We start from the raw sequence: 23,248 nt of genomic DNA, 5'->3' as shown, positions 1-23,248 counted from the left end.
GGACCCGCAAGCTCTGTGTTGCCAGGCCCGCGCCGGGCAAAAAGGTTGCGGGTCCGGGGCGAAGTGATGAGGGCCTGGGCAGGCGACGGGATGACACCCAACTCCGGGTGCGGACCGCTGGCGCGGTCCGCACCCGTGTGGGTCGATCATGCTTACACGTCGATGGTGAATGCGCGTAGCCAGAAGCCTGGGACTGGTTCCCAATCCCGCTCCGGCATGCGGGCAAAGCCGATGCGCTCGTACAGGCGGTGCGCGGACTTCATCGCGTCCAGGCTGCACAGCACCACGCGCCGCGCGCCGAGTTCCCTCGCGCGGCCCAGCACGGCACGGGTCAGCGCCTCACCGACGCCGCGCCCGCGGGCGGCCGGGGCCGTGGACAGCATGCGGAACTCCAGCTCGTCCGGCCGCGAGATCTCCGCGAACCTCGAACCCGGCGGAGTGATCGTGACCGAGCCGAGCAGCTCACCCGCCCCGTCCACCGCGACGACCAGCTCCCCGTGCTCGGCGCGGCTCGCGGCGTCGGCCAGCTCCTCCGTGTACTCCGGATTCGCGACCAGCAGCCCATCATTACGATACGCCGCAACGGTGATCTCCCCGATCCTGCCGAACTCCCCTGGCTCGGCGGGACGGATCACCACCTCACTCATCCGCCTGCTCCTCCTCGCCCGCGGGCAGCGCCATCTCCGCCGCGGCTTCCGGGCCACGCTCCAGCAGCACCGCGAAACCGTCCTCGTCGAGTACGGGGACCTTCAGCTGCACCGCCTTGTCGTACTTCGAACCCGGCGCATCCCCCACCACGACGAAGGCCGTCTTCTTCGAGACCGACCCGGCGGCCTTGCCACCGCGGGACATGATCGCTTCCTTGGCCTCGTCCCTGGAGAACGTGTTCAGCGAGCCGGTGACCACAATGGACAGACCTTCGAGGTTGCGGGGAATCGACTCGTCCCGCTCCTCCGCCATCCGCACCCCGGCGGCACGCCATTTGTCGACCACCTCGCGATGCCAGTCGACCTCGAACCACTCCTGCACGGCTTGCGCGATGGTGGGACCGACCCCGTCGACGTCGGCGAGCGCTTCCTCCTCCGCGGACTCGATCGCGTCGATCGAGCCGAACTCCCTTGCCAGCGCCTGCGCCGCCGTCGGGCCGACGTGCCGGATGGACAGCGCCACCAGCACCTTCCACAGTGGACGGTCCTTGGCCGAGTCGAGGTTCTGCAGCAGCTTGCGCGCATTCGCCGACAGCTCACCCGCCTTGGTGCGGAAAAGCGGCACCATGGCCAGCTTTTCCTCGTCGAGGTCGAAGATGTCGCCCTCGTCGACCACCACCTTGGACTCCAGCAACGCGGTGGCCGCCTCGTAGCCGAGCACCTCGATGTCGAACGCGCCTCGACCGGCCAAATGGAACAGCCGCTCCCGAAGCTGCGCCGGGCAGGAACGCGCGTTCGGGCAACGGATGTCGACGTCGCCTTCCTTCTGGTGCGCCAGCTTCGTGTGGCACTCCGGGCACCGGGTGGGCATGACGAACTCGCGCTCGTCCCCCGTGCGGGCGTCGGCCACCGGGCCGAGCACCTCCGGGATCACGTCACCCGCCTTGCGGATCACGACCCTGTCCCCGATCAGCACGCCCTTGCGCTTGACCTCCTCGGCGTTGTGCAGGGTGGCCATCGCGACCGTGGACCCGGCCACCTTCACCGGCTCCATCACCGCGAACGGCGTGACCCGCCCGGTGCGGCCGACGTTGACCTGGATGTCCAGCAGCGTGGTCATCGCCTCTTCTGGCGCGTACTTGTACGCGATCGCCCAGCGCGGGGCCCGCGAGGTGGTGCCGAGCCGCCGCTGCAGCGACACCTGGTCCACCTTGATCACGATGCCGTCGATCTCGTGCTCGGCGTCGTGCCGGTGCTCGCCCCAGTACTCGATGTGGGCCAGCACATCGCCCGGCTTGGTGAACACCTTCGTGTGCGTGGACACCGGCAGCCCCCACGCCGACAGCGCGTCATACGCCTCGGACTGGCGCTGCGGCTCGAAGCCCTCGCGCTTGCCGAGCCCGTGGCAGATCAGCCTCAGCTTCCGGCTCCGCGTGACGCGGGGATCCTTCTGCCGCAAGGAACCCGCCGCCGTGTTGCGCGGGTTCGCGAACGGCGGCTTGCCCGCCTCGACGAGGCCGGCGTTGAGCTCCACGAAGTCCTCGACGCGGAAGAACACCTCGCCGCGCACCTCGACCAGCTCGGGCACCGGGAACTCGGCGGTGCCGGTGAGCTGCTCGGGCACCTGATCCAGGGTGCGGACGTTCAGCGTGACGTCCTCACCCGTACGCCCGTCCCCGCGGGTGAGCGCGCGCGTGAGCCTGCCGCGCTCGTAGAGCAGGTTGATCGCGAGCCCGTCGATCTTCAGCTCGCACAGATACTGCGTGGACCCGCCGACCTCGCGCTCGACCCTGTCCAGCCAGGCCAGCATCTCCTCGGTGTCGAAGACGTTGTCCAGGCTGAGCATCCGCTCCAGGTGGTCGTACGCGGCGAACTCGGTGGAGAACGTGCCGCCCACGTTCTGCGTCGGCGAATCCGGCGTGGCCAGGCCCGGGTACTGCCGCTCCAGCTCCTCCAGCTGGTGCAGCAGATCGTCGAACTGGCCGTCGGAGACCGTCGGCGAATCCAGCACGTAGTACCGGAACTGGTGGCCGCGGACCTCCTCCGCGAGGGCCTGGTGCCGTTCCCGCGCGTCGGCGGGAACCTCGGTCACATCCTGGGCAGCTGGCTGGTCACTCACAGCCGGTAGCCTAGCCACTCCCCCCGACATTTCCGGAATCCAGCTCGCGGACCAGGTCACGAAGTTCCAGCAGGCTCAGCGAATCCGCCGGTTCGTTGTCCGCGGCCTCCACTCTGCGTAGCCGTTCGCCCGCCAACCGTTCGCCGAGCGTGGCGTCCAGTGGGAGGAACGTCATCGCCGAGCGCGCGCCGGGATCCAGCTCGGCCAGCAGCGGGTGGTAGACGGCCACGTCCACCACGTCCCCGTCGACGAGCGCGGCCACCCGGAACTCGGCCAGCGCGATCCGGTGCCCGCCGAGGTTGACCGTCACCCCCGTCGGATCGGGCACCGGCGGTACCGAGTCGTGGTACTCCCAGATGGAGTCCTCCTCGGGCGCGGCCGCGGCCCACGCGTCGGTGAACGGGCGCAGCGCCGGGTCCTCCTGGCCGGTGACCACGAGCGCGTAGATCGCGCGCTGCCCGCGTTCGAGCGAGAAGTGCAGATCGGGGTGCAACCCGGCCACGGCCGAGGAAAGCTCGTGCTCGACCCGTTGCGGCGCGCCGTCACCGAGTGCGGCGTTGATCTCCGGCAGCAGTTCGAACCAGCGGCGCCAGAACGCGACCGCCGCCTCGTCCGGGTCGTCGGGCACCTCGGGGGCAGGCCAGGGCGTGCGCGGGTCGGGCACGTCGTCTTGCCTGGGGCGTCGCCGGAACCATCGCATCGCCCCTTACTACCAGCCTTCCGGCGGCTCTACGAACGCTTTGCCCAGATCCCTGGTCAGCGACAACGCCCGGCGCAGCCAGCTCGCGCCCGCCCCGGCGAAGCCGCACGAAGGCGTGGGCAGCGCTCGCTCGGCGAGGATCGATCGGTTGAACCCGAGGCGGTCCACCAACCGCAGCGCGGGCGCGGCGAGCTCGGCCAGCGTGACCGGCCGCGCGGGTTCGAGCGCCGGGACGAGGCCGAGGAACATCGTCACGCCGCTGTCCCACGCCTCACCGAGTTCGTCGAGCAGTTTCGCGGGCGCCCCGCCGAACGTGGTGCCGTCGAGCGCGAGCGCGCCCGCGCCGGTGGAATGGAGCAGGGCGACCGGCGGTTTCGGGGCGCAGCAATGGATGACGACCGGATTCCCGGTGATGGCACCGGCGCGTTCGACCACGTGCGAGAGCAGCTCGCGTGCCTCCGGCTCGCCGACCGCGTCGACCGTGCCGTAACCCGATGGCGTGGGCAGCGAGCCGGCGAGCACGTCCGGCAGGGTCGGCTCGTCGAACTGGACGACGACCTCGGCACCGGTGCGGGCCTTCAACTCGGCCACGTGGGAGGCGAGCCCTTCGAGCACCGATTCGGTGAATTCCCTTACCGCGCCGTGATCCGTGAGCACGCGGTGCCCGCGCGGGAGCTCGATGCCCGCGGCCAGTGTCCACGGTCCGGCCAGCTGGGTCTTGAGGACCTTCGGCCCCTGCGCGGCTTCCTGTACCGCGTCCAGGTCCCAGCGCAGCAGGTCGACCGCGCGGCGGTGGTCGTGTCCCGGCCGCGCCGCGACGCGGTACCCGCTGGGCACCACCTCGACGGCAAGGTCGACCAGCATCGCGGCCGTGCGGCCCAGCATGTCCGCGCCGACGCCGCGCGCGGGTAACTCGGGCAGGTGCGGGAACTCCGGCAGTTCACCGAAGACGACGGCGGCCGCCTCGGCGGGGTCGGTACCCGGCATCGAGCCGATACCGGTGGCCGCGGCCGCGGCCCAGGGCTTGTCGCTCACGACCGCCATTGTCTCCGGTGTTGCGAGGCCGTAAACGATGGGTGCCGCCGTCTCGCGCGGAGGCGCTCTGGTCCCGTACCTTTCGGGGAAAATCTTCCATTCGGACAAAGGAGGTGACGAGCATGAGGGTGGCACTGGCCCAGACGGACTGCCGGCTCGGCGATGTGACCGGAAATCTCGAGACCACCGAACGGCTGATCAAGGAATCCGCCGCGGACGGGGCCGACCTGGTGGTGTTCCCGGAACTGAGCCTGACCGGGTACGCGCTGGGGCAACTGGCCGACGACATCTCGCTGTGGCCGGACGACCCGCGGCTGGCCGAGCTGTCGAGGCACGGGCCCGACGTCGTGATCGGGTTGCTGGAGGACGGCCGGATCCGCAGGCACAATTCGGCGCTGTACCTGTCGGACGGGCAGGCGGTGCACAACCACCGCAAGCTCTACCTCCCGAACTACCTGATCTGGGAGGAGCGCAAGCACGCCAGCCCCGGGCAGCACATGCGCGCCTTCGACACCCGGTTCGCGCGGATGGCGACACTGATCTGCAACGACGCCTGGCAGCCGATGCTGCCCTGGCTGGCGGCGCAGGACGGCGCGGAAGTCCTTGTGGTGCCGACGAATTCGGCCGCCAAGCTGACCGGCGGTTCGTTCGATCCCGCGGAGTACTGGCACGACCTGCTCACGTTCACCGCCCGGATGCAGCAGTGCTGGGTGATCTTCGTGAACCGCGTCGGCGACGAAGCGGGCGTCCGCTTCTGGGGCGGCTCGCGGGTGGTCGACCCGTGGGGTTCGGTAGTGGCGACGGCGCCGACCTGGGAGGAGTCGCTGCTCGTGGTCGACATCGACCCGCAGGCGGTCCGCCGTCGGCGCCGGGAGATCCCGCTGCTGGCCGACGCCAGGCTCGGCCTGCTGCGCCGTGAACTCGAAAGGCTCATCAACGAAAGCGGCTCGGATTAACGGCGGGCATGAAGGGGCGGAGCCGCTTGTCGTGAGGACGGCGGCTTGCACCGCCGGGGGTTTGAATCGGCGGAGTCGCGCGGAGCGTGTCGGTTGAGGGTGGCGGTGGGAGACGGGAGGGGCCCCTACTCGCACCGCCACGCAAACCACCGTTGAAAGAGTTCCGCCAAAAATCCGACATTCCTCCGCAATTCACCGGTGTGCTCCCGCTGCGGGATTTCGCTGGCTACCCTTTGTGCGCATGACGAGTGATTCACGGCGGGCCGGTGGCGGCACGCTGTTCACCGAGCCGGTACTGGTGGTGAACCAGAAGGCCAAGCTGGTCGAGGCGTCGAACGAATTCGGCGTCTTCGACCAGCAGGGCCGGCAGCTCGGCGCGGTGGTCGAGGTCGGGCAGAGCACGCTGCGCAAAGCGTTGCGCCTGTTCACGAAATACGACCAGTACCTGACCCACCGGTTCGAAGTCCGGGACACCGGCGGCAGCATTGTACTGAAAGTGACGCGCCCGGCGAAAATGCTCAAGTCGCGTTTTCTGGTCACCAGGGCTGACGACACCCCGATCGGGGAAATCCAGCAGGAGAACGTGCTCGGGAAGATCCGGTTCTCCTTCACCGCCGGCGGCCGCGCGATCGGGCAGTTGCGCGCGGAGAACTGGCGCGCGTGGGACTTTTCCATCACCGACGCCGCGGACATCGAGATCGCCCGCGTCACGAAGACGTTCGCCGGTTATCTCCGGGAAGCGTTCACGACGGCGGACAACTACGTGGTCGAAATCCATCGTCAGCTGGCCGACCCGCTCGCCAGCATGGTCGTCGCCTCCGCGCTCACGGTCGACACGGCACTCAAGCAGGACGACCAGGGGTGACCGGGGTCTCAACGTCGTCCTGTGGACAATCCGTCCCTGAGCGTTTCAAAGTAAATGTTTCAGGCACGGAAGGGACGATGAGGTCGCGTGGAAGCAGTCGCCGATGACGGAGCACGCCCGTGGGACGAACCCGGGCTCTACGAGGTCGCCCCTGGCGTGCACCGGATCCCGCTCCCCCTGCCCAACGACGGTCTGCGCGCGGTCAACGTCTACGCGGTGACCGACGAGTCCGGCCTGGTGATGATCGACTCCGGCTGGGCGCTGGACGCGGCGCGGGAGCAGCTGGCGGCGGCGCTCAAGGGGATCGGCGCGGAGCTCGGCGACATCAGCCAGTTCCTGGTCACCCACGTGCATCGTGACCACTACACGCAGGCCGTGGCGCTGCGCCGCGAGTTCGGCACGAAGATCGCGCTCGGCGAGCACGAGGAAAACTCGCTGCGCATCACGATGGACCCCGATCGCGAGCCGGTGAACACGCATCTGCGGTTGATGCTGCAGTCCGGCGCCGAGCCGGTCGCGCGGAAGCTGCAGGAGATCTTCGCCGGCGGACGCCGTGAGCGCAGCATCTGGGACCTGCCCGACGAATGGCTCACCGCCGGCCGCCGCACCGTGCTGTCCGCCCGCGAGCTCGACATCGTGCCCACCCCCGGCCACACCGCCGGGCACGTGGTGTTCGACGACGGCGCGGCCGGGCTGATGTTCACCGGCGACCACGTGCTGCCGCACATCACCCCGTCGATCGGGTTCCAGCCCGGCGCGTCCGAGCTGCCGCTGCGCGATTTCCTCGACTCACTGCGCCTGGTGCGCGGGATGCCGGACCGGCGGATGCTGCCCGCGCACGGCGCCGTCAGCCCCAGCGTGCACGCCCGCGTGGACGAACTGCTGGCGCACCACGACGAACGGCTCACGCTCAGCGCGGAGGCGATCGCCGACGGCGCGACCACGGCTTACGAGGCCGCGCTCAAGCTGGGCTGGACGCGGCGCAAGCGCAAGCTCGCCGACCTCGACCCGTTCAACCAGATGCTGGCGGTCTCGGAGACCAAGGCACACCTCGATCTCCTTACCTACCAAGGCAGGATGAACGTGTCCGAAGTGGACGGAACGCGCTACTACAGCCTGCCCTAGCCTTCGCTCAGCTTCGCGCGCAGCTCGCGTTTGAGGATCTTGCCGGAGGCGTTGCGCGGCAGCTCTTCCACGAAGTGCACCGCCTTCGGCACCTTGAACGACGACAGGTGCCCCTTCGCGTGCGCCAGCAGCGCGTCCGCGGAAACGTCCTCTTTGGACACCACGACGGCGGTGACCGCCTCGATCCACTTCTCGTCCGGCACCCCGACCACGGCCACCTCGCCGACCGCCGGGTGGGTGTAGAGCGCGTCCTCCACCTCGCGCGAGGCGACGAGCACCCCGCCGGTGTTGATCACGTCCTTGATCCGGTCGACCACGTAGACGTAGCCCGCTTCGTCGACGCGCACGAGGTCGCCGGAATGGAACCAGCCGCCGCGGAAGGCTTCCTCGGTCTCCTCCGGCTTCTCCCAGTAACCGAGGCACAGCTGCGGCGAGCGGTACACGACCTCGCCCAGCTCCCCCGGCGGCACGTCGTTCATCTCGTCGTCGACCACCCGCAGCTCCACGAACAGCACCGCGCGGCCCGCCGAGTCCGGCCGCTGCTCGTGGTCGGCCGGGCCGAGGATCGTGGCCAGCGGCGCGATCTCCGACTGCCCGAAGCAGTTGTAGAAACCGAGCTCCGGCATGGCTTCCCGGAGCCGCGCGAGCACCGGACCCGGCATGATCGACGCGCCGTAGTACGCCTTGCGCAAGCCCGGCAGCGGGCGGAACTCCGGGTGGTTCGCCAGCGCCACCCACAGCGTCGGCGCCGCGAAGAAGGCGCCGTGCCCGTCCTCGCTCAGCCGCCGCAGGACCTCGCCCGGCTCCGGCACCTCCAGCAGCGTGTTTTCCGCGCCCACGGAAAGCCACGGCAGCAGGAAACAGTGCATCTGCGCGGAGTGGTAGAGCGGCATCACGTGCAGCGGGGCGTCGTCCGGCGTCATCTCCAGCCCCACCACGCAGGACAGGTACTCGTGCACCAGCGCCCGGTGGGTCATCATCGCGCCCTTGGGCCGCGAAGTGGTGCCCGAGGTGTAGAGCAGCTGCACCAGATCGGTGTCGGCGACGTCCACGTCCAGCTCCGGGACCGGCCCCCGCGAGGCGGCGGCCAACAGGGAATCCTCGGTGTCCCGCAAGGAAATCACCTGTTCGACCCCGGTGAGCCGGGCCGCCAGCGCGGGATCGGCGAGCGCCACCCGGCTGCCCGACTGCTCCACCAGATAGCCCAGCTCCTCGCCGACGAGGTTGTAGTTCATGGGTACGTGCACAAGGCCCGCACGGGCGCAGGCGAGGAAGCCGATCAGGTAGGCGTCGGAGTTCTTGCCGTACGCGGCGACCCGGTCGCCCTTCGCCAGCCCCAGTTCCAGCAGGCGCGCCGCCGCGCGGCTCACCGCCGCGTCGAGTTCGGCGTACGTCCACACCCTGTCGGCGAAGCGGAGCGCCACGCGCTCCGGCACCCTGGCTGAGCTGCGCCGGAGGATGTCCGCGACGGTGCTGGAACGGAGCGTGGTCATGGGTACCCTCCCGGCGACGGTGCCATACTCGGGTGCTGTGAGCGAGATCCACATTAGACGTGCCGAGGCCGCCGATGTCGAGCCGATCGTGGCGATGCTGGCCGACGACCACCTCGGCCGAAGCCGCGAGAACACCGCAGACCCGGCCCCCTACCAGCGCGCGTTCGCCGCGATCGACGCCGACCGGAACCAACTCCTCGCGGTGGCCGAGGAGGACGGCGAGCTCATCGGCACCCTGCAGCTCACGTTCATCCCCGGGCTGTCCCGCCAGGGCGCCACGCGCGCGCTCGTCGAGGCCGTGCGAGTGCGTGCGGACAGGCGCGGCGGCGGGCTCGGCGGGCAGCTCATGAAATGGGCCGTGGAGGAGGCGCGCCGCCGCGACTGCGCGCTGATCCAGCTGACGTCGGACGTCTCACGAACCGGCGCGCATCGGTTCTACGAAAAGCTCGGTTTCGAACGAAGCCATGCCGGATTTAAACTTTTGCTCTAGGCAAGCGTTTCGTGCCATACTCCGGCGAGTTGAGTCGAATACTTTTCCACGTCCGGGGTACCACGTTGTCGGGAACGGCCGCAGGCCGACAGACAACTTCGAGGACATCGCGGAGGTAGTATCGATGTCCGGTCGAACGGGCGAGTGCGGATGAGTGGAAGGCAGCACATCACCAGCGCGCACACCACGGTCTCCCAATGCTTCGTGGTCACTGTCGCGGGAGTACTCGACACGGTCAGCTACCGCGAACTGCGGGACACGCTGATCAAGCTGGCGGTCGAAGAACCGAGAGCGCTGGTGGTCGACATCGACAGCCTCGAAGTAGGCAACAGTGCGGCGCTCAGCGTTTTTTCCGCGGCCTCACTGCGGATCAGCGAATGGCCCAACCTGCCGCTCCTTCTGGTGGCCACCAACCCGGTCCGGCGGGGGGAACTCGACGCGAGCACCGTGCGCCGGTTCGTCCGCGTCTACGACTCGGCCACGTCCGCCATCGCCGCCCTCGACGAGGCACCACCCCGAAGACGCAGCGTCATGCGGTACCCGCCGGTGGCCGCCAGCTCGCATCTGGCGCGCAAGTTCGTGCGCACGACGACCGAGCAGTGGCACATCGGCCATCTGGCGCAGGACGCCGCGTGCATCGCCTCGGAGCTGGTCGAAAACGCTTTCCGGCACGCGGACACGGAGTTCGAGGTGCGGCTGGAACTGCGCCGCGGGCTGCTCACGGTCGCGGTGCGGGACGGCGTGACGACCCCGGCTGTCCTCCGCCAGCGCGCGGACGGGCTGCCGGACGGCTACGGCCTGCACATCGTCGCCGATCTGAGCCGGTCATGGGGCTGCATGCCGGACGTCCGCGGCGGCAAGGTCGTCTGGGCCGTACTGGCCTCGGCGCCGGACTGGTTCACCCGGCATCCCGCCTGGCCTACTCCGTGACCTCGTCGGCGGTCTCCATCACCAGTATCGCCCCGGTGGACGCCCCGTCGCGATTGCGCAGCGCGCCGCAGGTCACCCGGATCAGCACCGAACGGCCCCGCCGGTTCACCGCGTCCAGCACGGTTTCCTTGGCATAGGAGGAATCCGCGAGCGCCGAGCGCACCACCGGCCGGAGGTTGTCCAGCGGCAGCCCGATGTCGAGGTTCAGCAGATGCTCGCCCTCGGCCTCGTCGCGGCGCAGCCCCCACAGGTCCTCCGCGCCCGCGTTCCACGCCACCACGCGCATTTCCTGGTCCACCACGACGATGCCGGCACGCAGCGAGGTCAGGATGGATTCGAGGAACTCGTTGACGTCGTCGAGCTCCCTCGTGCGGTCCCGCAGCGCGTTGTTGATGGTCTGCAGCTCGTCGTTCGTCGACTGCAGCTCCTCGTTGGTGGTCTCCAGCTCTTCGTTGGTGGACTGCAGTTCCTCGTTCGTCGTCTCCAGCTCTTCGACCGTCGACTGGAGCTCTTCGTTCGTGGTCTCCAGCTCCTCGGTGGTGGACTGGAGCTCCTCGTAGGCGTTCTCCCGCTGCCGGTTCGCGTTGGCCAGCTCGGTGAGCAGCCGGTGGTTCGTCGTGACGTCATGGAAGACCACGGACACGCCGATCGGCTCGTCGGACAGGGAGATCAGGGGGCTCACGTGCAGTTCCAGCGCCAGCACCTCGCCGGGGCCGCGCTGCCATTCGATGTCCTTCACCCGCAGCGCGCGGCGTTCCTCGCGCGCCTGGTCGATCAGCGCGCGCAGTTCGATCGGGCGGTAGGAGATCTCCAGGTCCCGCAACGGCCTGCCGACATCGCGGTCGGACAGCGAGAACAACTGCTGTGCCTGCTGGTTCGCCAGTGCCACGACGCCTTCGGTGTTCACCACGACCTGCGCCACCGGGGTCGCGCCGAACGCCAGCGACCGCAGCTCCTCCAGCTCGCCGGGGCTGTGGCGCTGGGTGTTCAGCATGCTGTGGTCGTAGAACACGCCGCCGAGCGTGCTGGTGGGAATCTTGCGGAAGAACCGGTGCCGCAGGTCGATCGGGTCGAAGATGCGGCTGTGCGAGAGCAGCAGCTCCGCCTTGCCCATGAACAGGACTCCCCTTGGCACCAGGGCGAAATGCAGTTTGCGCAGGATGCTCGCCTGGCTCTCGGCGGTGAAGTACATCAGCGTGTTGCGGCAGACGAGCAGATCGATGCGCGAGATCGGGGCGTCCTGCACGAGGTCGTTGCGGCCGAAGATCACCGACCGGCGCAGATCCTTGTGAAAGACGTGCCTGCTGCCCTGCGGCTCGAAGTAGCGGTCGAGGTATTCCTCGGGAACCCCCGCGAGCTCGCGCTCCCCATAGGTGGCCGCACGGGCTTGCACGAGCGCTTCCTCGTCCACGTCGGTGGCGTAGATCTTGACCCGCTGGCGGAACTGCTCGAGCCCCATCGCCTCCGCGAACGCGATCGCGAGGCTGTACGCCTCCTCGCCGGAAGCGCAGCCCGCGCTCCAGATCCGCAGCTGATCCTCGGGACTGTGCTCGGCCAGCAGCATCGGGATGACGTCGGAGCGCAGGTAGTCCCAGGCGTCGTCGTCGCGGAAGAACGACGTCACGTTGATCAGGATCGTGTTGAACAGCGCAGCAAACTCGTCCGCGTTGACCTGCAGGTAGTCGAGGTACTCCGGGTAGCCCGCGATGCCGACCTGCGTCATGCGCCTGCCGACGCGGCGCATCAGGCTGCTGCGCTTGTACCCGGTGAAGTCGAAACCCCGGGCCTCCTTGACATAGTCGAGGATCGCCTCGAAACCCTCGTCGAAGTCAAGTTCCTTCTGGTCGCTCACGTGCGGACCCTACCTCGCCCCGCCTGGCTTGCTCAGGCCGATTCACCCGGTGGTTCCTCGTTGGCCCCGCCCGGCAACAGTGAACCGCCGAGCAGGTACCGGCGCAGCGTGTCGGCCGCGCCCGAAGCCTCGTCGTGGTGCCTGGTGTAGCGCTCGGCGACGTATCCGAAACCGTGCTCCCGCGCGTTCCTGCTCATCCGCCGCGCCAGGTCGCGCTTTTCCTCCAGCGCGCGCAACGCCGCCCACAGCGCGTGCTCGACGTCCTTCGACTGCTGCTCCAGCAACGCCTGCGCCGTCCAGGCGTGCCCGACGCGGCAGCGGTAGCGGGAATGCAGTTCGTCCACTGTGAAGAGCACGCCGTGGCAGTCCGGGCACGCGAGCCCGGACGGCTGGGAAACGTCGACCACTTCCGGTATCCCGATCCCGATCGCGCTCTCCGCGCGCGCGATCCGGTCTTCGACCTCTTCGAGTCGCGATGGCGGACCGCTGCCGCCGTTCGTAGGCTCGCGCACCAGACCTCCCAGTACCGCACCCATTTCGTTCGCGGACAACACCTGGTCCACCGCGACCCTCGCGAGCGCGCTTTCGGGCATTCCGGGGTACAGCGCGTCCCCGGGGTCCTGCACCAGCGCGAGACCACCGCGGGACTTGATGCTGGCGAGCCCGGCCGAGCCGTCGTCCAGCGAGCCGGACAGCACCACCCCGATCACACCGTCGCCGTGTGCCTGTGCCGCCGACCGGAAGAGCACGTCCACCGCCGGCCGGTACCCGTTTTCCGTGGGCCCGCGGGACAGCTGCATGCGGCCGTCGCGGACGAGCAGGTGGTGATCCGGTGGCGCGACGTAGATCCGGCCGTGCTCCAGGGAAAGCTCGTGCACCGCGGTTTCCACCGGCAGCGGGCCGGAGCGGGCCAGGATCGCGGGCAGCGCGCTCGCCCCGCCGGGCGGCAGGTGCAGCACCACCAGTACGGCGGCATCGAGGTTGCCGGGCAGCCCTCCCGCGAACTCGCGCAGCGCTTCCACTCCCCCGGCCGAAGCGCCGACCACGATCAGATCGCGGGTCTGCTCACCCACTCCGCTGCCTCCGCCCTCGCGTCGCCCGTGCAGTCGAGTGTTACCCGTTCCGTTTGACGGTAGTCCTTCCGAAGGCGTGCCGGTCAGTCTCCAGCCCGGGTTTTTGCCGTTTTTTCGGCGACTTCCACGGTGTCGTGGACCGTGATGCCGCCGGCGAGGCCGGTCAGCGCGAGCACGCGCGCGACGCGCGGGCCACAGACCAGCTGCGCGCGCTCGCATCCCCGTGCGGCGCGGGCGATCACTTCCAGGCCCGCGGCACCGAGGAACTCGACGTGCGACAGGTCGAGGATGAGCTCGCCGCAGCCGGAGGCCAGCTCCTCGGCGAGGCAGGCGTCGAGCCGGGGCGCGGTCAGCAGGTCGACCTCGCCGCCCACCGCTATCACCGTGATGTCCGGGCCCGGATGGCGCACTTCGAGCCGGAGCAGGGGGCCGGCCTGCGGGTCCTGCCGGGATGGGCCGAATTGCTCACGCACAGTCCGCCTCCCCTTTTCCGGGACGGTGTGGTGCTCCGCCTGCTCAGGCCGTCACGGCGATTTTAGCGCTGCCGAGGACCAGATCCCCACGTTTGTCCGGACCGTAGAGCACCGCGACCTGCCCTGGCGCGACGCCGCGCAGCGGCTCACGCAGCTGGATGCGCACCCTGCCGTCCACGACCTCGGCCACGGCGTCGGCGGTGCCGCCGTGCGCGCGCACCTGCAGCACGCATTCGGTAGGCCCGTCGAGCGGACGCTCCGACGGCCAGATCGGCCTGTCCGCCTCGATCTCGCGCACCTCGAGCTGCTCCGCGGAGCCGACCTTGACGGTGCCGGAGACGGGCTCCAGCGAGAGCACGTACCGCGGCTTGCCATCGGCCGCCGGCTGCTCGACGCCGAGGCCCTTGCGCTGGCCGATGGTGAACCCGTGCACCCCGGTGTGGCGGCCCAGCACGGCGCCGGTCTCCGCGTCCACGAGATCGCCGGGGTGCTGCCCGAGCCTGCGCTCCAGGAACTTCTTCGTGTCGCCGTCCGGGATGAAGCAGATGTCGTGGCTGTCCGGCTTGTTCGCCACCGCGAGCCCGCGGCGTTCAGCCTCGGCGCGCACCTCGGACTTGTGCGTGTCCCCGAGCGGGAACAGCGAATGCCGCAGCTGCTCCGGCGTCAGCGAGGCGAGGACGTAGGACTGGTCCTTGCCGGGGTCCGCGCTGCGCCGCAGCTCCGGCACGCCGTCCACAAAGGACAGACGCGCGTAGTGGCCGGTGGCGACGGCGTCGAACCCGAGGCCCATCGCCTTCTCCAGCAGCGCCTCGAACTTGATCTTCTCGTTGCAGGTGACGCACGGGTTCGGCGTGCGGCCCGCGGCGTACTCACCGACGAAGCTCTCGATCACCTCTTCGGTGAACCGCTCGGCGAAATCCCAGACGTAGAACGGAATCCCGAGGATGTCGGCGGCACGACGGGCGTCGTGCGAATCCTCGATCGTGCAGCAGCCACGCGCGCCGGTGCGCAGCGTGCCCGGCTTCGCCGACAGGGCGAGATGCACCCCGACGACGTCATGCCCGGCCTCGACCGCGCGCGCCGCGGCCACCGCCGAATCCACTCCCCCGCTCATCGCGGCCAGTACCCGCATCACACCCCCTGCTGTGTCTTCTGCTTGCGCAACCCGGTCAGCCCCGCCTGCCGCGCCCTGGCGACCACACCACCGATCTCGGCCGCCAACGCCTCGACGTCCGCCCGGGTGTTGGTGTGGCCGAGGGAAAACCGCAGCGAGCAGCGGGCCGACGTGGCGTCCGCGCCCATGGCCAGCAGCACGTGGCTCGGCTGGGCGACCCCGGCCGTGCAGGCCGAGCCGGTGGAGCACTCGATTCCCTTGGCGTCCAACAACATCAGCAGGCTGTCGCCCGCCGCGCCGGGGAACGTGAAGTGCGCGTTCGCGGGGAGCCGCTCCGGCCCCGGCGGGGCGCCGTTGAGCACCGCGTCCGGCACTTCGCGCAGCACCGCCGCGACCAACTCGTCCCGCAGCGCGCCGACGGTGGCCTCATGCCGCGGCTGCCCCGCCACGGCGGCCTGCACCGCGGTGGCGAAGGCGTGGATGGCCGGCACGTCGAGCGTGCCGGAGCGGACGTCACGCTCCTGGCCGCCGCCGTGCAGCAGCGGCACGCAGGGCGTGTCCCTCGCCAGCAGCAGCGCTCCGACGCCGTACGGCCCGCCGAGCTTGTGCCCGGTGAGCGTGAGCGCCGTGGTGCCACTGGCCGCGAAGTCGACCGGCACGGCACCGACCGCCTGCACGGCGTCGGTGTGCAGCGGGATCTCGTATTCGGCGCAGATCGAGGCGAGCTCGGCCATCGGGTTGACGGTGCCGACCTCGTTGTTCGCCCACATGACCGTGACCAGCGCCACCTCGTCCGGGGCCTGCTCGATGGCCTTGCGCACGGTCTCCGGCAGCACCCGGCCCTGGTCGTCGACCTCGAGCCAGGTGACCTCGGCCTCGGCGTGCTCCTCCAGCCACTGCACCGCGTCCAGCACCGCGTGGTGCTCGACCACACTGGCCAGGATGCGGCGGCGGGCGGGCTCGGCGTTGCGGCGGCCCCAGAAGATCCCCTTGACCGCGAGGTTGTCGCTCTCCGTGCCGCCACCGGTGAAGATCACCTCGGACGGCCGGGCGCCCAGCGCCTCGGCGATGACCTCGCGGGCCTCCTCGACCATCCGCCGGGCGCGCCTGCCGGAGGAATGCAGCGAAGAGGCGTTGCCCACGGTGGACAGCGCCTCGCTCATCGCCGCAATGGCTTCCGGCAACATGGGTGTCGTCGCCGCGTGGTCGAGATAGGTCATCGCCTTACCAGGGTAGACCGTCCGGTTCACCCGCGTGTGGGCCACCGGCGCGTGATCCCCGCCCCAGCCAGCGCCAAGCCGGTCAGGCACACCGCCAGCACGAACACCGCGGCCGAGGGCCGCTCCGCCGAGGCCAAGAGCCCCAGCAGGACGCCGCCGAAGCCGACGGTCAGCGCCGAAGCGACCCAGTCCGAGACCTGCATCGCGGAGGTGTTGAACCCGCGTTCGGCCACCGGCGAGAAGCGGAGCAGCAGCAGGCTGATCGACGGGTACGCGGTGCCCATGCCCGCGCCGCCGACCACGCTGCCGACGAACGCGACCCAGCCGGGGCACCACGGCTCGGCGACGAAGGCGAACACCACCATCGATCCCGCGACAAGGCCGAAACCTATGCGCAGCAACACTTCCCGAGACCAGTCGGGGTACCGGCCCTGCAGCCAGGACGCGGCCGACCAGCCGAGCGCGGCGACCGTGAGGGGCAGTCCCGCGAGGGCCGGGGAGTAGCCGTGCACCCTGGCCATCGTCAGCGGCAGGTACGCCTCCATTCCGGCGTATGCACCGCCGAGCAGCGCACGGGAAGCAACCACCGTTGGCAGCCCCGCCCGCGCGAGAAGCGTCCCGGCCGGCAGGAGCCGCCGCGCCGAAAAAGCAAGCGCGACCAGGCCCGCCAGGCCGTAGCCGAGCGCCGACGGCGAGGGATGCTGCGCCGCCCACGTGAGCGCGGCCACACCGATCGCGGCGGCCACGGCGGCGGTGACCCCCGCGCGGCGTTGCCGCTGACCGGGTTCCGGGCCGCCGAGCCTGCGCGCGATCGGCACGAGCATCACCAGCCCCAGCAGCGCCAACGGGGTGAGCCCGAAGAAAACCCAGCGCCAGCCGACGCTTTCCGTGACCACACCGGCCACCGAAGGCCCGACGACGGCGGGCAGCACCCACGCGGCGGCGTTCGCGGCGTACATCGCGGGCCGCTCGCGATCGGTGTAGACCAGCGCGATCAACAGGGACACGGCGACCAGCACCACCCCGGAACCCAGCCCCTGCAACACCCGGCCGGCGAGCAGCATCGGCATGTTCGCGGCGCTGCCGCAAAGGAAGAGCCCGCCGAGGAAGATCGCGGGACCGGTGACGAGCGCGAGCGCCGGGCCGCGCCTGTCGCACACCCGCCCGGACAGCACCGTCGCGACGACGCTCGCGACAAGGAAAGCCGTGAAGGGCCAGGAATACAGGGCCTGCCCGCCGAGCGCCGCCACCATCGTCGGCATCGCGGTGGCCACGCCCATGTTCTCGAACGCGATCAGGGTGACCACGAGCAGGCTCGCGACGGTGGTGGTCCGGTGGTCGGCGGACCACAGCGTGCCGCGCGGCCGTTCCGTGGTGATCACGGATCCAGCCTGCAACCTCCAGTGCGGTGGAGGTCAACGCGTTTCTACTTGGGGGCGGTCACCAGCGGCGGCAGCACCCGGGCCCGGCGCGGGAAACGCATCGTGCCCAGCGCCGAATGCACGGCCGTCTCGGCCAGCTCCGCCAGCTCTCGCCTATCCGCGGCGCGACCCGGAGCGATCTCTTCGCACACGTGCATTTCCAGTACCAGTCCGCGCAACCGCGCCACCCGGCGCAGCGAGTCGATCAGCGACTCCGGGCCGATGAATGCGGGCTGCGTGGTCTCGCGGCCGTCGGCGAGGCGGTAGCGCAACGCGATGGGCCGTACCGGCACACCACCGTCGATGGCGGCCTGGAACGTGGCCGGGCGGAAACGACCGGACGCCGGACCGCACCACGTGGTGCCCTCGGGTGTCACGTTCACCAGCGCGCCGGCGCGCAGCGCGCCGGCCAGCTCGGCCATCGTGCCCGGCAACGAGGAAAGGCTTTCCCTGTCGAGGAAAACGCTGCCGCCCTTGGCCACCAGCCTGCCCAGCACGGGCCAGCTCGCGATCTCCTTCTTCGCCAGCGCGCGCATCGGCCGCAGCGCGTTGACCGCGACGATGTCCAACCAGGACACGTGGTTGGTCACCACGAGCGCGCCACGACCGGCCTCGGCGGTGGCGAACTCCTTGCCGCCGTAGACCACCAGCCGCACGCCGAAGGCTCGCAGCACCGAGCGGAAGATGAAGCGCGCCAAGGGATCCCGCGCGCCGCGGAGCACGAACAGCGGGCTCACCGCGAACGCCAGCAGCACCACCGAGACCGCCGAGGCGATCCGCAGCACCCGCCGCGGGAACGCCACCGGGTCACCCGCCGGGGTCAGACATCCCGCGCCACAAGGGGAAGCGGGCATCCAGGCGTGGCTCACGCCCCCGCTCCCAGGAAGAACTTCAGGTACCGCTCGTCCATCTGCTGCAGGTCGAGCAACGTGAAGAAGTCCGCGACGCCGAAGTCGGGGTCGTGCGCGGGCGGGCCGCACACCTTCGCGCCCAGCCGCGTGTAGCCCTTGATCAACGGCGGCAGCACCGCACGCGCGGGACGGGCGATTTCGTGGCTCTGCCAAGGGTTCAGCGGCATGACCCGCAGCGCCTCGTCCGAGTAGTGCTTGGTCTTGACCAGGTCCCAGACACCCGCGGCGAACGAGCCACCGTCGTCCAGCGGCACCGACGCGCAGCCGGCGAGGTAGCGGTGCCCGGCCAGCAGCATGTAGCGCCCGATCCCGGCCCACACGAGGCTCACCACGGCGCCCGAGCGGTGGTCGGGGTGGACGCAGGAGCGCCCGGTCTCCACGAGCGAGCCGCGCACCCCGGCCAGCGCCGTCAGGTCGAATTCCGTGTCGGAGTACAGCATTCCCGCGTCGGCGGCGCGGTCCGGCGGCAGCATCCGGTAGGTGCCGACGATCTCGCCGCTGGTGTCCTCGCGAACGACCAGGTGGTCGCAGAACTCGTCGAAGCGGTCGGCGTCCAGTCCGTCTTTCAGCGAGTGCAGGTGCGCGCCCATTTCGCCGGCGAACACCTGGTAACGAAGTCTTTGGGCCGCAACGATTTCATCCGATCCGGCGACGAGCAGCGAGTAGTGCCGAGCGCCCTCGGCGGCTTCGGCACTGACGAGTAACTGTGACCGCGTCATGCGTCCAGGATGACCGCGGGGACGAAACCACCAGGACCCCCAAACCGTGACGAGTCCATGCACTTTATGTGAACCACACACGAAGAAGGGCACCCCCGCCGTGGCGAGGGTGCCCTTCTTCGATTTCGAACGTCAGCCCTTGCGCTGGGCGACCGCCTCGGTGAGCTGCGGGGCGACGTTGAACAGGTCGCCAACGACACCGAAGTCGGCGATCTCGAAGATCGGCGCCTCGGGGTCCTTGTTCACCGCGACGATCGTCTTCGAGGTCTGCATGCCGGCGCGGTGCTGGATCGCGCCGGAGATGCCCAGCGCGACGTACAGCTGCGGGGAGACCGTCTTACCGGTCTGCCCCACCTGGAACTGCGCCGGGTAGTAGCCGGAGTCGACCGCGGCACGCGAGGCACCGACGGCGGCGCCGAGCGAGTCGGCCAGCTTCTCCACGACGTCGAATTTCTCGGCCGAACCGACACCACGGCCACCGGAGACCACGATCGAGGCCTCGGTCAGCTCGGGGCGGTCGCCGCCGACGACCGGCTCGACACCGGTGATCTTGGCGGACTTGGCCGCGTCGGTCGCCGGGACCTCGACGGTCTCCTCGGCGGCCGCGCCCTCGGCCTCGGCCGCGTCGATCGCGCCCGGGCGCACCGTGATGACCGGCAGGCCGCTGGCCGCCTTGGACTTCACGGTGTACGCGCCACCGAAGATCGACTGCTCGACGGTGCCATCGGAGTTGACGCCGACCACGTCGTAGAGCAGCGCGCCGCCGAGGCGCACGGCGAGCCTGCCGGTGACCTCTTTGCCCTCACCGGTGGCGGCGGCGATGACGGCCGCCGGGGACACCCGCTCGGCCAGCGCGGCCAGCACGTCCACCTTCGGCGTCACGAGGTAGTTCGAGGCGTCGTCGGACTCGGCCACGTAGACCTTCTGCGCGCCGTAGGAAGCCAGCTGCTCCTTGAACTTGCCCGCGGTGCCGGGGGCACCCACGACGACGGCCGACGGCTCACCCAGCTCGCGCGCGGCCGTGAGCAACTCGAAGGTCAGCTTCTTGAGTTCGCCGCCCAGGTGGTCGACGAGAACCAGTACTTCAGCCATGTCTCGTTACCCCTCTCAGATGATCTTCTGGCCGACCAGGTACTCGGCGATCTTCGAACCGCCGTCACCCTCGTCCTCGACGCGCTGACCGGCCTGCCGCGGCGGCTTCGGGGCCGCCTCGGTGACCGCGGACTGCGCGTTGGCCAGGCCGACCGCGCCCGCGTCGATGCCGAGGTCGGCGATCGTCAGCGTCTCGACCGGCTTCTTCTTCGCGGCCATGATGCCCTTGAAGGACGGGTACCGCGGCTCGTTGATCTTCTCGCTCACGCTCACCAGCGCCGGCAGGCTCGCCTCGAGGTGGGTCAGCCCGTCCTCGGTCTCGCGGTCGGCCTTGACGTTGGTGCCGTCGACGGTCAGCTCACGCACGAAGGTCAGCTGCGGCAGGCCGAGCAGCTCGGCGAGGATCGCGGGCACCGCACCGGCGCGGCCGTCGGAGGCCTCGTTGCCGGCGATGATCAGGTCGTAGCCCTCGACCTTGCCGATCGCGGCAGCCAGCACCTTCGACGTGGCGATCACGTCGGAGCCGTGCAGCGCCTCGTCGGAGACGTGGATGGCCTTGTCCGCGCCCATCGAGAGGGCCTTGCGGATGGCGTCGGTGGCGCGGTCCGGGCCGACCGAGATCACGGTCACCTCGCCCTCGCCGGCTTCCTTGATCTTGAGGGCCTCTTCGACGGCCTTCTCGTTGATCTCGTCGAGCACCGCATCGGCGGACTCGCGGTCCAGTGTGTGGTCAGCATCGGAGAGCTTCCGCTCCGAATAGGTGTCCGGCACCTGCTTGACCAGGACGACGATATTCGTCATGGGTCTGCTTCGACCTCCCTTAACGTGCGCTACTTGCCGGTAGCGTATGGACGTTTCGGTCTCCTGGCGCGCCGAGGTGACGCCATTCACCTGGATTCGCAATCTACTAGGACCATCGTCCCGGTTTCTCACCGACGCCAAGATACTACTCCGGGTGGATTCCCGGGCGGACGGACTACACGTCGTAGACCTTTCGGGTTAACCTCACACACCGTGTCCACTCACGTAGCGGTAGTAACCGATTCCACGGCCTCCCTGCCCGACCAGTTGGTCAGACAGTGGGGCATCAAGGTGATCCAGCTCCAGCTCCAGGTGGCGGACCGGATCGACGACGAGTCCCGGTTCGACCGCGGGGAGCTCGTCGACTCGCTGGAGGCCGGGATGCCGGTCGCTACGTCGCCGCCGGATCCGGGGGCGTTCTTCTGGACCTACCAGGACGCCGCGGCCGCCGGCGCCGCGGCCGTGGTCAGCGTGCACATCTCCGGCCGGATGTCGGCCACCGTGCACGCCGCCCGCCAGGCCGCCGAGCAGGTGCGCATCCCGGTGTACGTGCTCGACAGCGCCACGGTCGGCATGAGCCTCGGCTTCGCGGTGCTCTCCGCGGCGCGCGCGGCGGCCGCCGGCGCGCAGGTCAACCGCGTCGTCGAAGCAGCCGAGCGCCGGTTCACGAGCAGCTCGGAACTGCTCTTCGTGGACACACTCGAATACCTGCGCCGCGGCGGCCGGATCGGCGCCGCGTCCGCGATGCTCGGCACCGCGCTGTCGATCAAGCCCTTGCTGACCGTACGCCGCGGCGAGGTCGCGCCACTGAGCCGGGTGCCGGGCGCGCGCCGCGCGATGAACAAGCTCCTCGAAATCGCCGCGCAACGGGCGGGCGGCCATCCCACCGAACTGGCGGTGTCGACCTTCCGGCGCTCCGACCGGGAAATGAGCGTGGTGCACCAGCTGCGTGACCGCATCCCGAACGTGCGGGACCTGACCGTCGTCGAAGCCAGCAGCGTCGTGGGGGCGCACGTCGGACCCGGCTCGATGAGCATCACCGTCTCCCCGGTCTGACGGGAACTCCGGCCGGGCGGCCGTCCGTTGGAAAGGCACGAAACGGACACCACGGAGGAGTGACATGGCCTCGTTGTTCACCAAGCTCTCGCGCCTGGCCAACAGCCCGCAGGGCCGCCAGGCGATCCGGCAGGCGAAGGACTTCGCGAATGACCCGAAACGCCGTCAGCAGGCCAAGGACGCGGTGGAAAAAGTCCGGCGGCAGCTGTCCGGTAAGCGCCGTTCGCACTGATCCCGGAGATTTTCGGGCAGACCTGTAACGTTCGCTGATCTTCACCCGATAGGGTCCTCCCTCAGCCGCACTAGCGAAGGAGCTGCTGAGTGCACCAGGGGACGAAAACGCGGGAAGCGACCAGCGACGAAGAGCGCCTGCTGGCCGAGCAGCGGCGGTTTTCGACCGCCCCCTTCGACGCGAGACCGGTGCTGACAGCGGACGAGAACGACCTGGACCTCCGGCTGTTCACCACCACCTACCTGCCGTCGTTCGTCGCCGCGGAGTCGCTGGAGGAGAACCAGCGGCCGGTGGAGGCCGACCTGGCGTGGCTCCGGCTGACCACGCCGTCCGGCACCCCGACCGGGCTCGGCCTGATCGCGGTCGGCCGGGATCCCGCGGCCCACGTGCCCGGCGCGTACCTGCAGTTCATCCGCTACCAGGGCCTCGACCTCGACGCGCCGGTCGTGGACCAGCACGAGCTGCGCGGCAATCTCGTCGGCACGGCCACCCGGCTGTCCGCGTTGCTGACCAGCCACCTGCGCCACAAGCTCGCCGAGGGCGACGGGCTGTTCCGAGAGGAGCAGCTGCCGGACTACCCGCTGGAGGCGCTCCGCGAGACGTGCATGAACGCGATCATGCACCGCGACTACGAGCGTTCCCACGCGCCGGTGCGCATCGCGTGGTTCGACGACCGCATCGAGGTGACCAACCCCGGCGGCCCGTTCGGCCAGGTGCGGCCGGACAACTTCGACCGCGTCAACGACTACCGCAACCCGGGGCTGGCCAGGGCGATGAAGGCGCTGGGCTACGTGAACCGGTTCGGCCGCGGCATCTGGCGGATCCGCTCGGCGATGGCGCGCGCGGGCAGCCCGGTGCCGGAGTTCCGCGTCGAGCAGGGCTCGTGGTCGGTCGTCTTGCGGAAATGGCCGTGAGTACCGGCAA

23 protein-coding genes are annotated in these 23,248 nt (G+C 69.8%); 8 read left to right on the top strand and 15 right to left on the bottom strand.

Features of this window, described 5'->3' with window-relative positions; translation table 11 throughout:
- Positions 1-152: 152 nt before the first annotated feature.
- Genes FPZ12_RS33520 through FPZ12_RS33505 form a run of 4 tightly spaced genes read right to left on the bottom strand, consistent with a single transcriptional unit; the run spans position 153 to position 4,510 of the window.
- Positions 153-647, bottom strand: a complete 495-nt coding sequence (locus FPZ12_RS33520) for a GNAT family N-acetyltransferase (RefSeq protein ID WP_144758318.1) — start codon at positions 645-647, stop codon at positions 153-155.
- Positions 640-2,796: an NAD-dependent DNA ligase LigA gene (gene ligA, locus FPZ12_RS33515; RefSeq protein WP_144758316.1), complete on the bottom strand. Its 2,157-nt coding sequence runs from the start codon at positions 2,794-2,796 to the stop codon at positions 640-642. The genes FPZ12_RS33520 and ligA overlap by 8 nt, the downstream gene beginning before the upstream one ends.
- Positions 2,777-3,466, bottom strand: coding sequence for a hypothetical protein (locus FPZ12_RS33510; protein ID WP_144758314.1), 690 nt, complete (start codon positions 3,464-3,466; stop codon positions 2,777-2,779). The genes ligA and FPZ12_RS33510 overlap by 20 nt, the downstream gene beginning before the upstream one ends.
- Positions 3,467-3,475: 9 nt before the next feature.
- Positions 3,476-4,510 (bottom strand): methionine synthase, encoded by a 1,035-nt coding sequence (locus tag FPZ12_RS33505; RefSeq protein WP_144758312.1) that lies wholly within the window; start codon positions 4,508-4,510, stop codon positions 3,476-3,478.
- 113 nt (positions 4,511-4,623) lie between these two features.
- Between FPZ12_RS33505 and FPZ12_RS33500 the strand changes: the two genes are divergently transcribed.
- From FPZ12_RS33500 to FPZ12_RS33490, 3 genes are all read left to right on the top strand, one after another.
- A complete protein-coding gene (locus FPZ12_RS33500; RefSeq protein WP_144758310.1) occupies positions 4,624-5,457 on the top strand; it encodes a nitrilase-related carbon-nitrogen hydrolase in 834 nt (277 codons plus the stop codon).
- A gap of 241 nt (positions 5,458-5,698) precedes the next feature.
- A complete protein-coding gene (locus tag FPZ12_RS33495) occupies positions 5,699-6,322 on the top strand; it encodes an LURP-one-related family protein (RefSeq protein WP_144758308.1) in 624 nt (207 codons plus the stop codon).
- An 87-nt stretch (positions 6,323-6,409) separates the two neighbouring features.
- Positions 6,410-7,447 (top strand): MBL fold metallo-hydrolase, encoded by a 1,038-nt coding sequence (locus tag FPZ12_RS33490; protein WP_144758306.1) that lies wholly within the window; start codon positions 6,410-6,412, stop codon positions 7,445-7,447.
- Here FPZ12_RS33490 and FPZ12_RS33485 read toward each other — a convergent pair.
- Positions 7,444-8,940 (bottom strand): fatty acyl-CoA synthetase, encoded by a 1,497-nt coding sequence (locus tag FPZ12_RS33485; RefSeq protein WP_144758304.1) that lies wholly within the window; start codon positions 8,938-8,940, stop codon positions 7,444-7,446. The genes FPZ12_RS33490 and FPZ12_RS33485 overlap by 4 nt on opposite strands.
- A gap of 94 nt (positions 8,941-9,034) precedes the next feature.
- Here FPZ12_RS33485 and FPZ12_RS33480 point away from each other — a divergent pair, with 94 nt between their 5' ends.
- Both FPZ12_RS33480 and FPZ12_RS33475 read left to right on the top strand, forming a co-directional pair.
- Positions 9,035-9,430 (top strand): GNAT family N-acetyltransferase, encoded by a 396-nt coding sequence (locus FPZ12_RS33480; protein ID WP_424923662.1) that lies wholly within the window; start codon positions 9,035-9,037, stop codon positions 9,428-9,430.
- Between the two features lie 150 nt (positions 9,431-9,580).
- Positions 9,581-10,360 (top strand): STAS domain-containing protein, encoded by a 780-nt coding sequence (locus FPZ12_RS33475; protein ID WP_144758300.1) that lies wholly within the window; start codon positions 9,581-9,583, stop codon positions 10,358-10,360.
- Here FPZ12_RS33475 and FPZ12_RS33470 read toward each other — a convergent pair.
- The 10 genes from FPZ12_RS33470 to FPZ12_RS33425 form a co-directional block, all read right to left on the bottom strand.
- The gene (locus FPZ12_RS33470) at positions 10,350-12,212 is read right to left on the bottom strand and encodes a CheR family methyltransferase (protein WP_144758297.1); all 1,863 of its coding nucleotides are present in this window, start codon (positions 12,210-12,212) and stop codon (positions 10,350-10,352) included. The two genes, FPZ12_RS33475 and FPZ12_RS33470, sit on opposite strands and share 11 nt — an antisense overlap.
- A 32-nt stretch (positions 12,213-12,244) precedes the next feature.
- Positions 12,245-13,285 carry a chemotaxis protein CheB gene (locus tag FPZ12_RS33465; RefSeq protein WP_144758295.1) on the bottom strand — a complete coding sequence of 347 codons (1,041 nt, stop codon included), beginning with the start codon at positions 13,283-13,285 and terminating at the stop codon, positions 12,245-12,247.
- A gap of 83 nt (positions 13,286-13,368) precedes the next feature.
- Positions 13,369-13,758 (bottom strand): STAS domain-containing protein, encoded by a 390-nt coding sequence (locus FPZ12_RS33460; protein ID WP_144758293.1) that lies wholly within the window; start codon positions 13,756-13,758, stop codon positions 13,369-13,371.
- 43 nt (positions 13,759-13,801) lie between these two features.
- Positions 13,802-14,890, bottom strand: a complete 1,089-nt coding sequence (gene mnmA, locus FPZ12_RS33455; RefSeq protein WP_144758291.1) for a tRNA 2-thiouridine(34) synthase MnmA — start codon at positions 14,888-14,890, stop codon at positions 13,802-13,804.
- Entirely contained in the window at positions 14,890-16,092 is a 1,203-nt protein-coding gene (locus tag FPZ12_RS33450) for a cysteine desulfurase family protein (protein ID WP_144758289.1), read from the bottom strand. The genes mnmA and FPZ12_RS33450 overlap by 1 nt, the downstream gene beginning before the upstream one ends.
- Before the next feature lie 26 nt (positions 16,093-16,118).
- Positions 16,119-17,474, bottom strand: coding sequence for an MFS transporter (locus FPZ12_RS33445; protein WP_243770165.1), 1,356 nt, complete (start codon positions 17,472-17,474; stop codon positions 16,119-16,121).
- 44 nt (positions 17,475-17,518) lie between these two features.
- Positions 17,519-18,382, bottom strand: coding sequence for a lysophospholipid acyltransferase family protein (locus FPZ12_RS33440; protein WP_144754381.1), 864 nt, complete (start codon positions 18,380-18,382; stop codon positions 17,519-17,521).
- Positions 18,379-19,143: a GNAT family N-acetyltransferase gene (locus FPZ12_RS33435; RefSeq protein WP_144754378.1), complete on the bottom strand. Its 765-nt coding sequence runs from the start codon at positions 19,141-19,143 to the stop codon at positions 18,379-18,381. The genes FPZ12_RS33440 and FPZ12_RS33435 overlap by 4 nt, the downstream gene beginning before the upstream one ends.
- A 132-nt stretch (positions 19,144-19,275) precedes the next feature.
- On the bottom strand, positions 19,276-20,235 hold the full coding sequence (locus FPZ12_RS33430; RefSeq protein ID WP_144754375.1) for an electron transfer flavoprotein subunit alpha/FixB family protein: 960 nt from the start codon (positions 20,233-20,235) through the stop codon (positions 19,276-19,278).
- A gap of 15 nt (positions 20,236-20,250) precedes the next feature.
- The gene (locus FPZ12_RS33425) at positions 20,251-21,036 is read right to left on the bottom strand and encodes an electron transfer flavoprotein subunit beta/FixA family protein (RefSeq protein ID WP_144754372.1); all 786 of its coding nucleotides are present in this window, start codon (positions 21,034-21,036) and stop codon (positions 20,251-20,253) included.
- Between the two features lie 213 nt (positions 21,037-21,249).
- Between FPZ12_RS33425 and FPZ12_RS33420 the strand changes: the two genes are divergently transcribed.
- From FPZ12_RS33420 to FPZ12_RS33415, 3 genes are all read left to right on the top strand, one after another.
- Positions 21,250-22,092 carry a DegV family protein gene (locus FPZ12_RS33420; RefSeq protein WP_144754369.1) on the top strand — a complete coding sequence of 281 codons (843 nt, stop codon included), beginning with the start codon at positions 21,250-21,252 and terminating at the stop codon, positions 22,090-22,092.
- A 64-nt stretch (positions 22,093-22,156) separates the two neighbouring features.
- Positions 22,157-22,324, top strand: a complete 168-nt coding sequence (locus tag FPZ12_RS45810; protein ID WP_166462990.1) for a hypothetical protein — start codon at positions 22,157-22,159, stop codon at positions 22,322-22,324.
- Positions 22,325-22,413: 89 nt separating this feature from the next.
- A complete protein-coding gene (locus FPZ12_RS33415) occupies positions 22,414-23,238 on the top strand; it encodes an ATP-binding protein (RefSeq protein WP_144754366.1) in 825 nt (274 codons plus the stop codon).
- Positions 23,239-23,248 lie beyond the last annotated feature (10 nt).

The organism is Amycolatopsis acidicola (genome assembly GCF_007713735.2).
Taxonomy (GTDB): Bacteria; Actinomycetota; Actinomycetes; order Mycobacteriales; family Pseudonocardiaceae; genus Amycolatopsis_E; species Amycolatopsis_E acidicola.
Note: the sequence above shows the minus strand (reverse complement) of the source record. Positions and strands in the feature narration are given on the sequence as shown.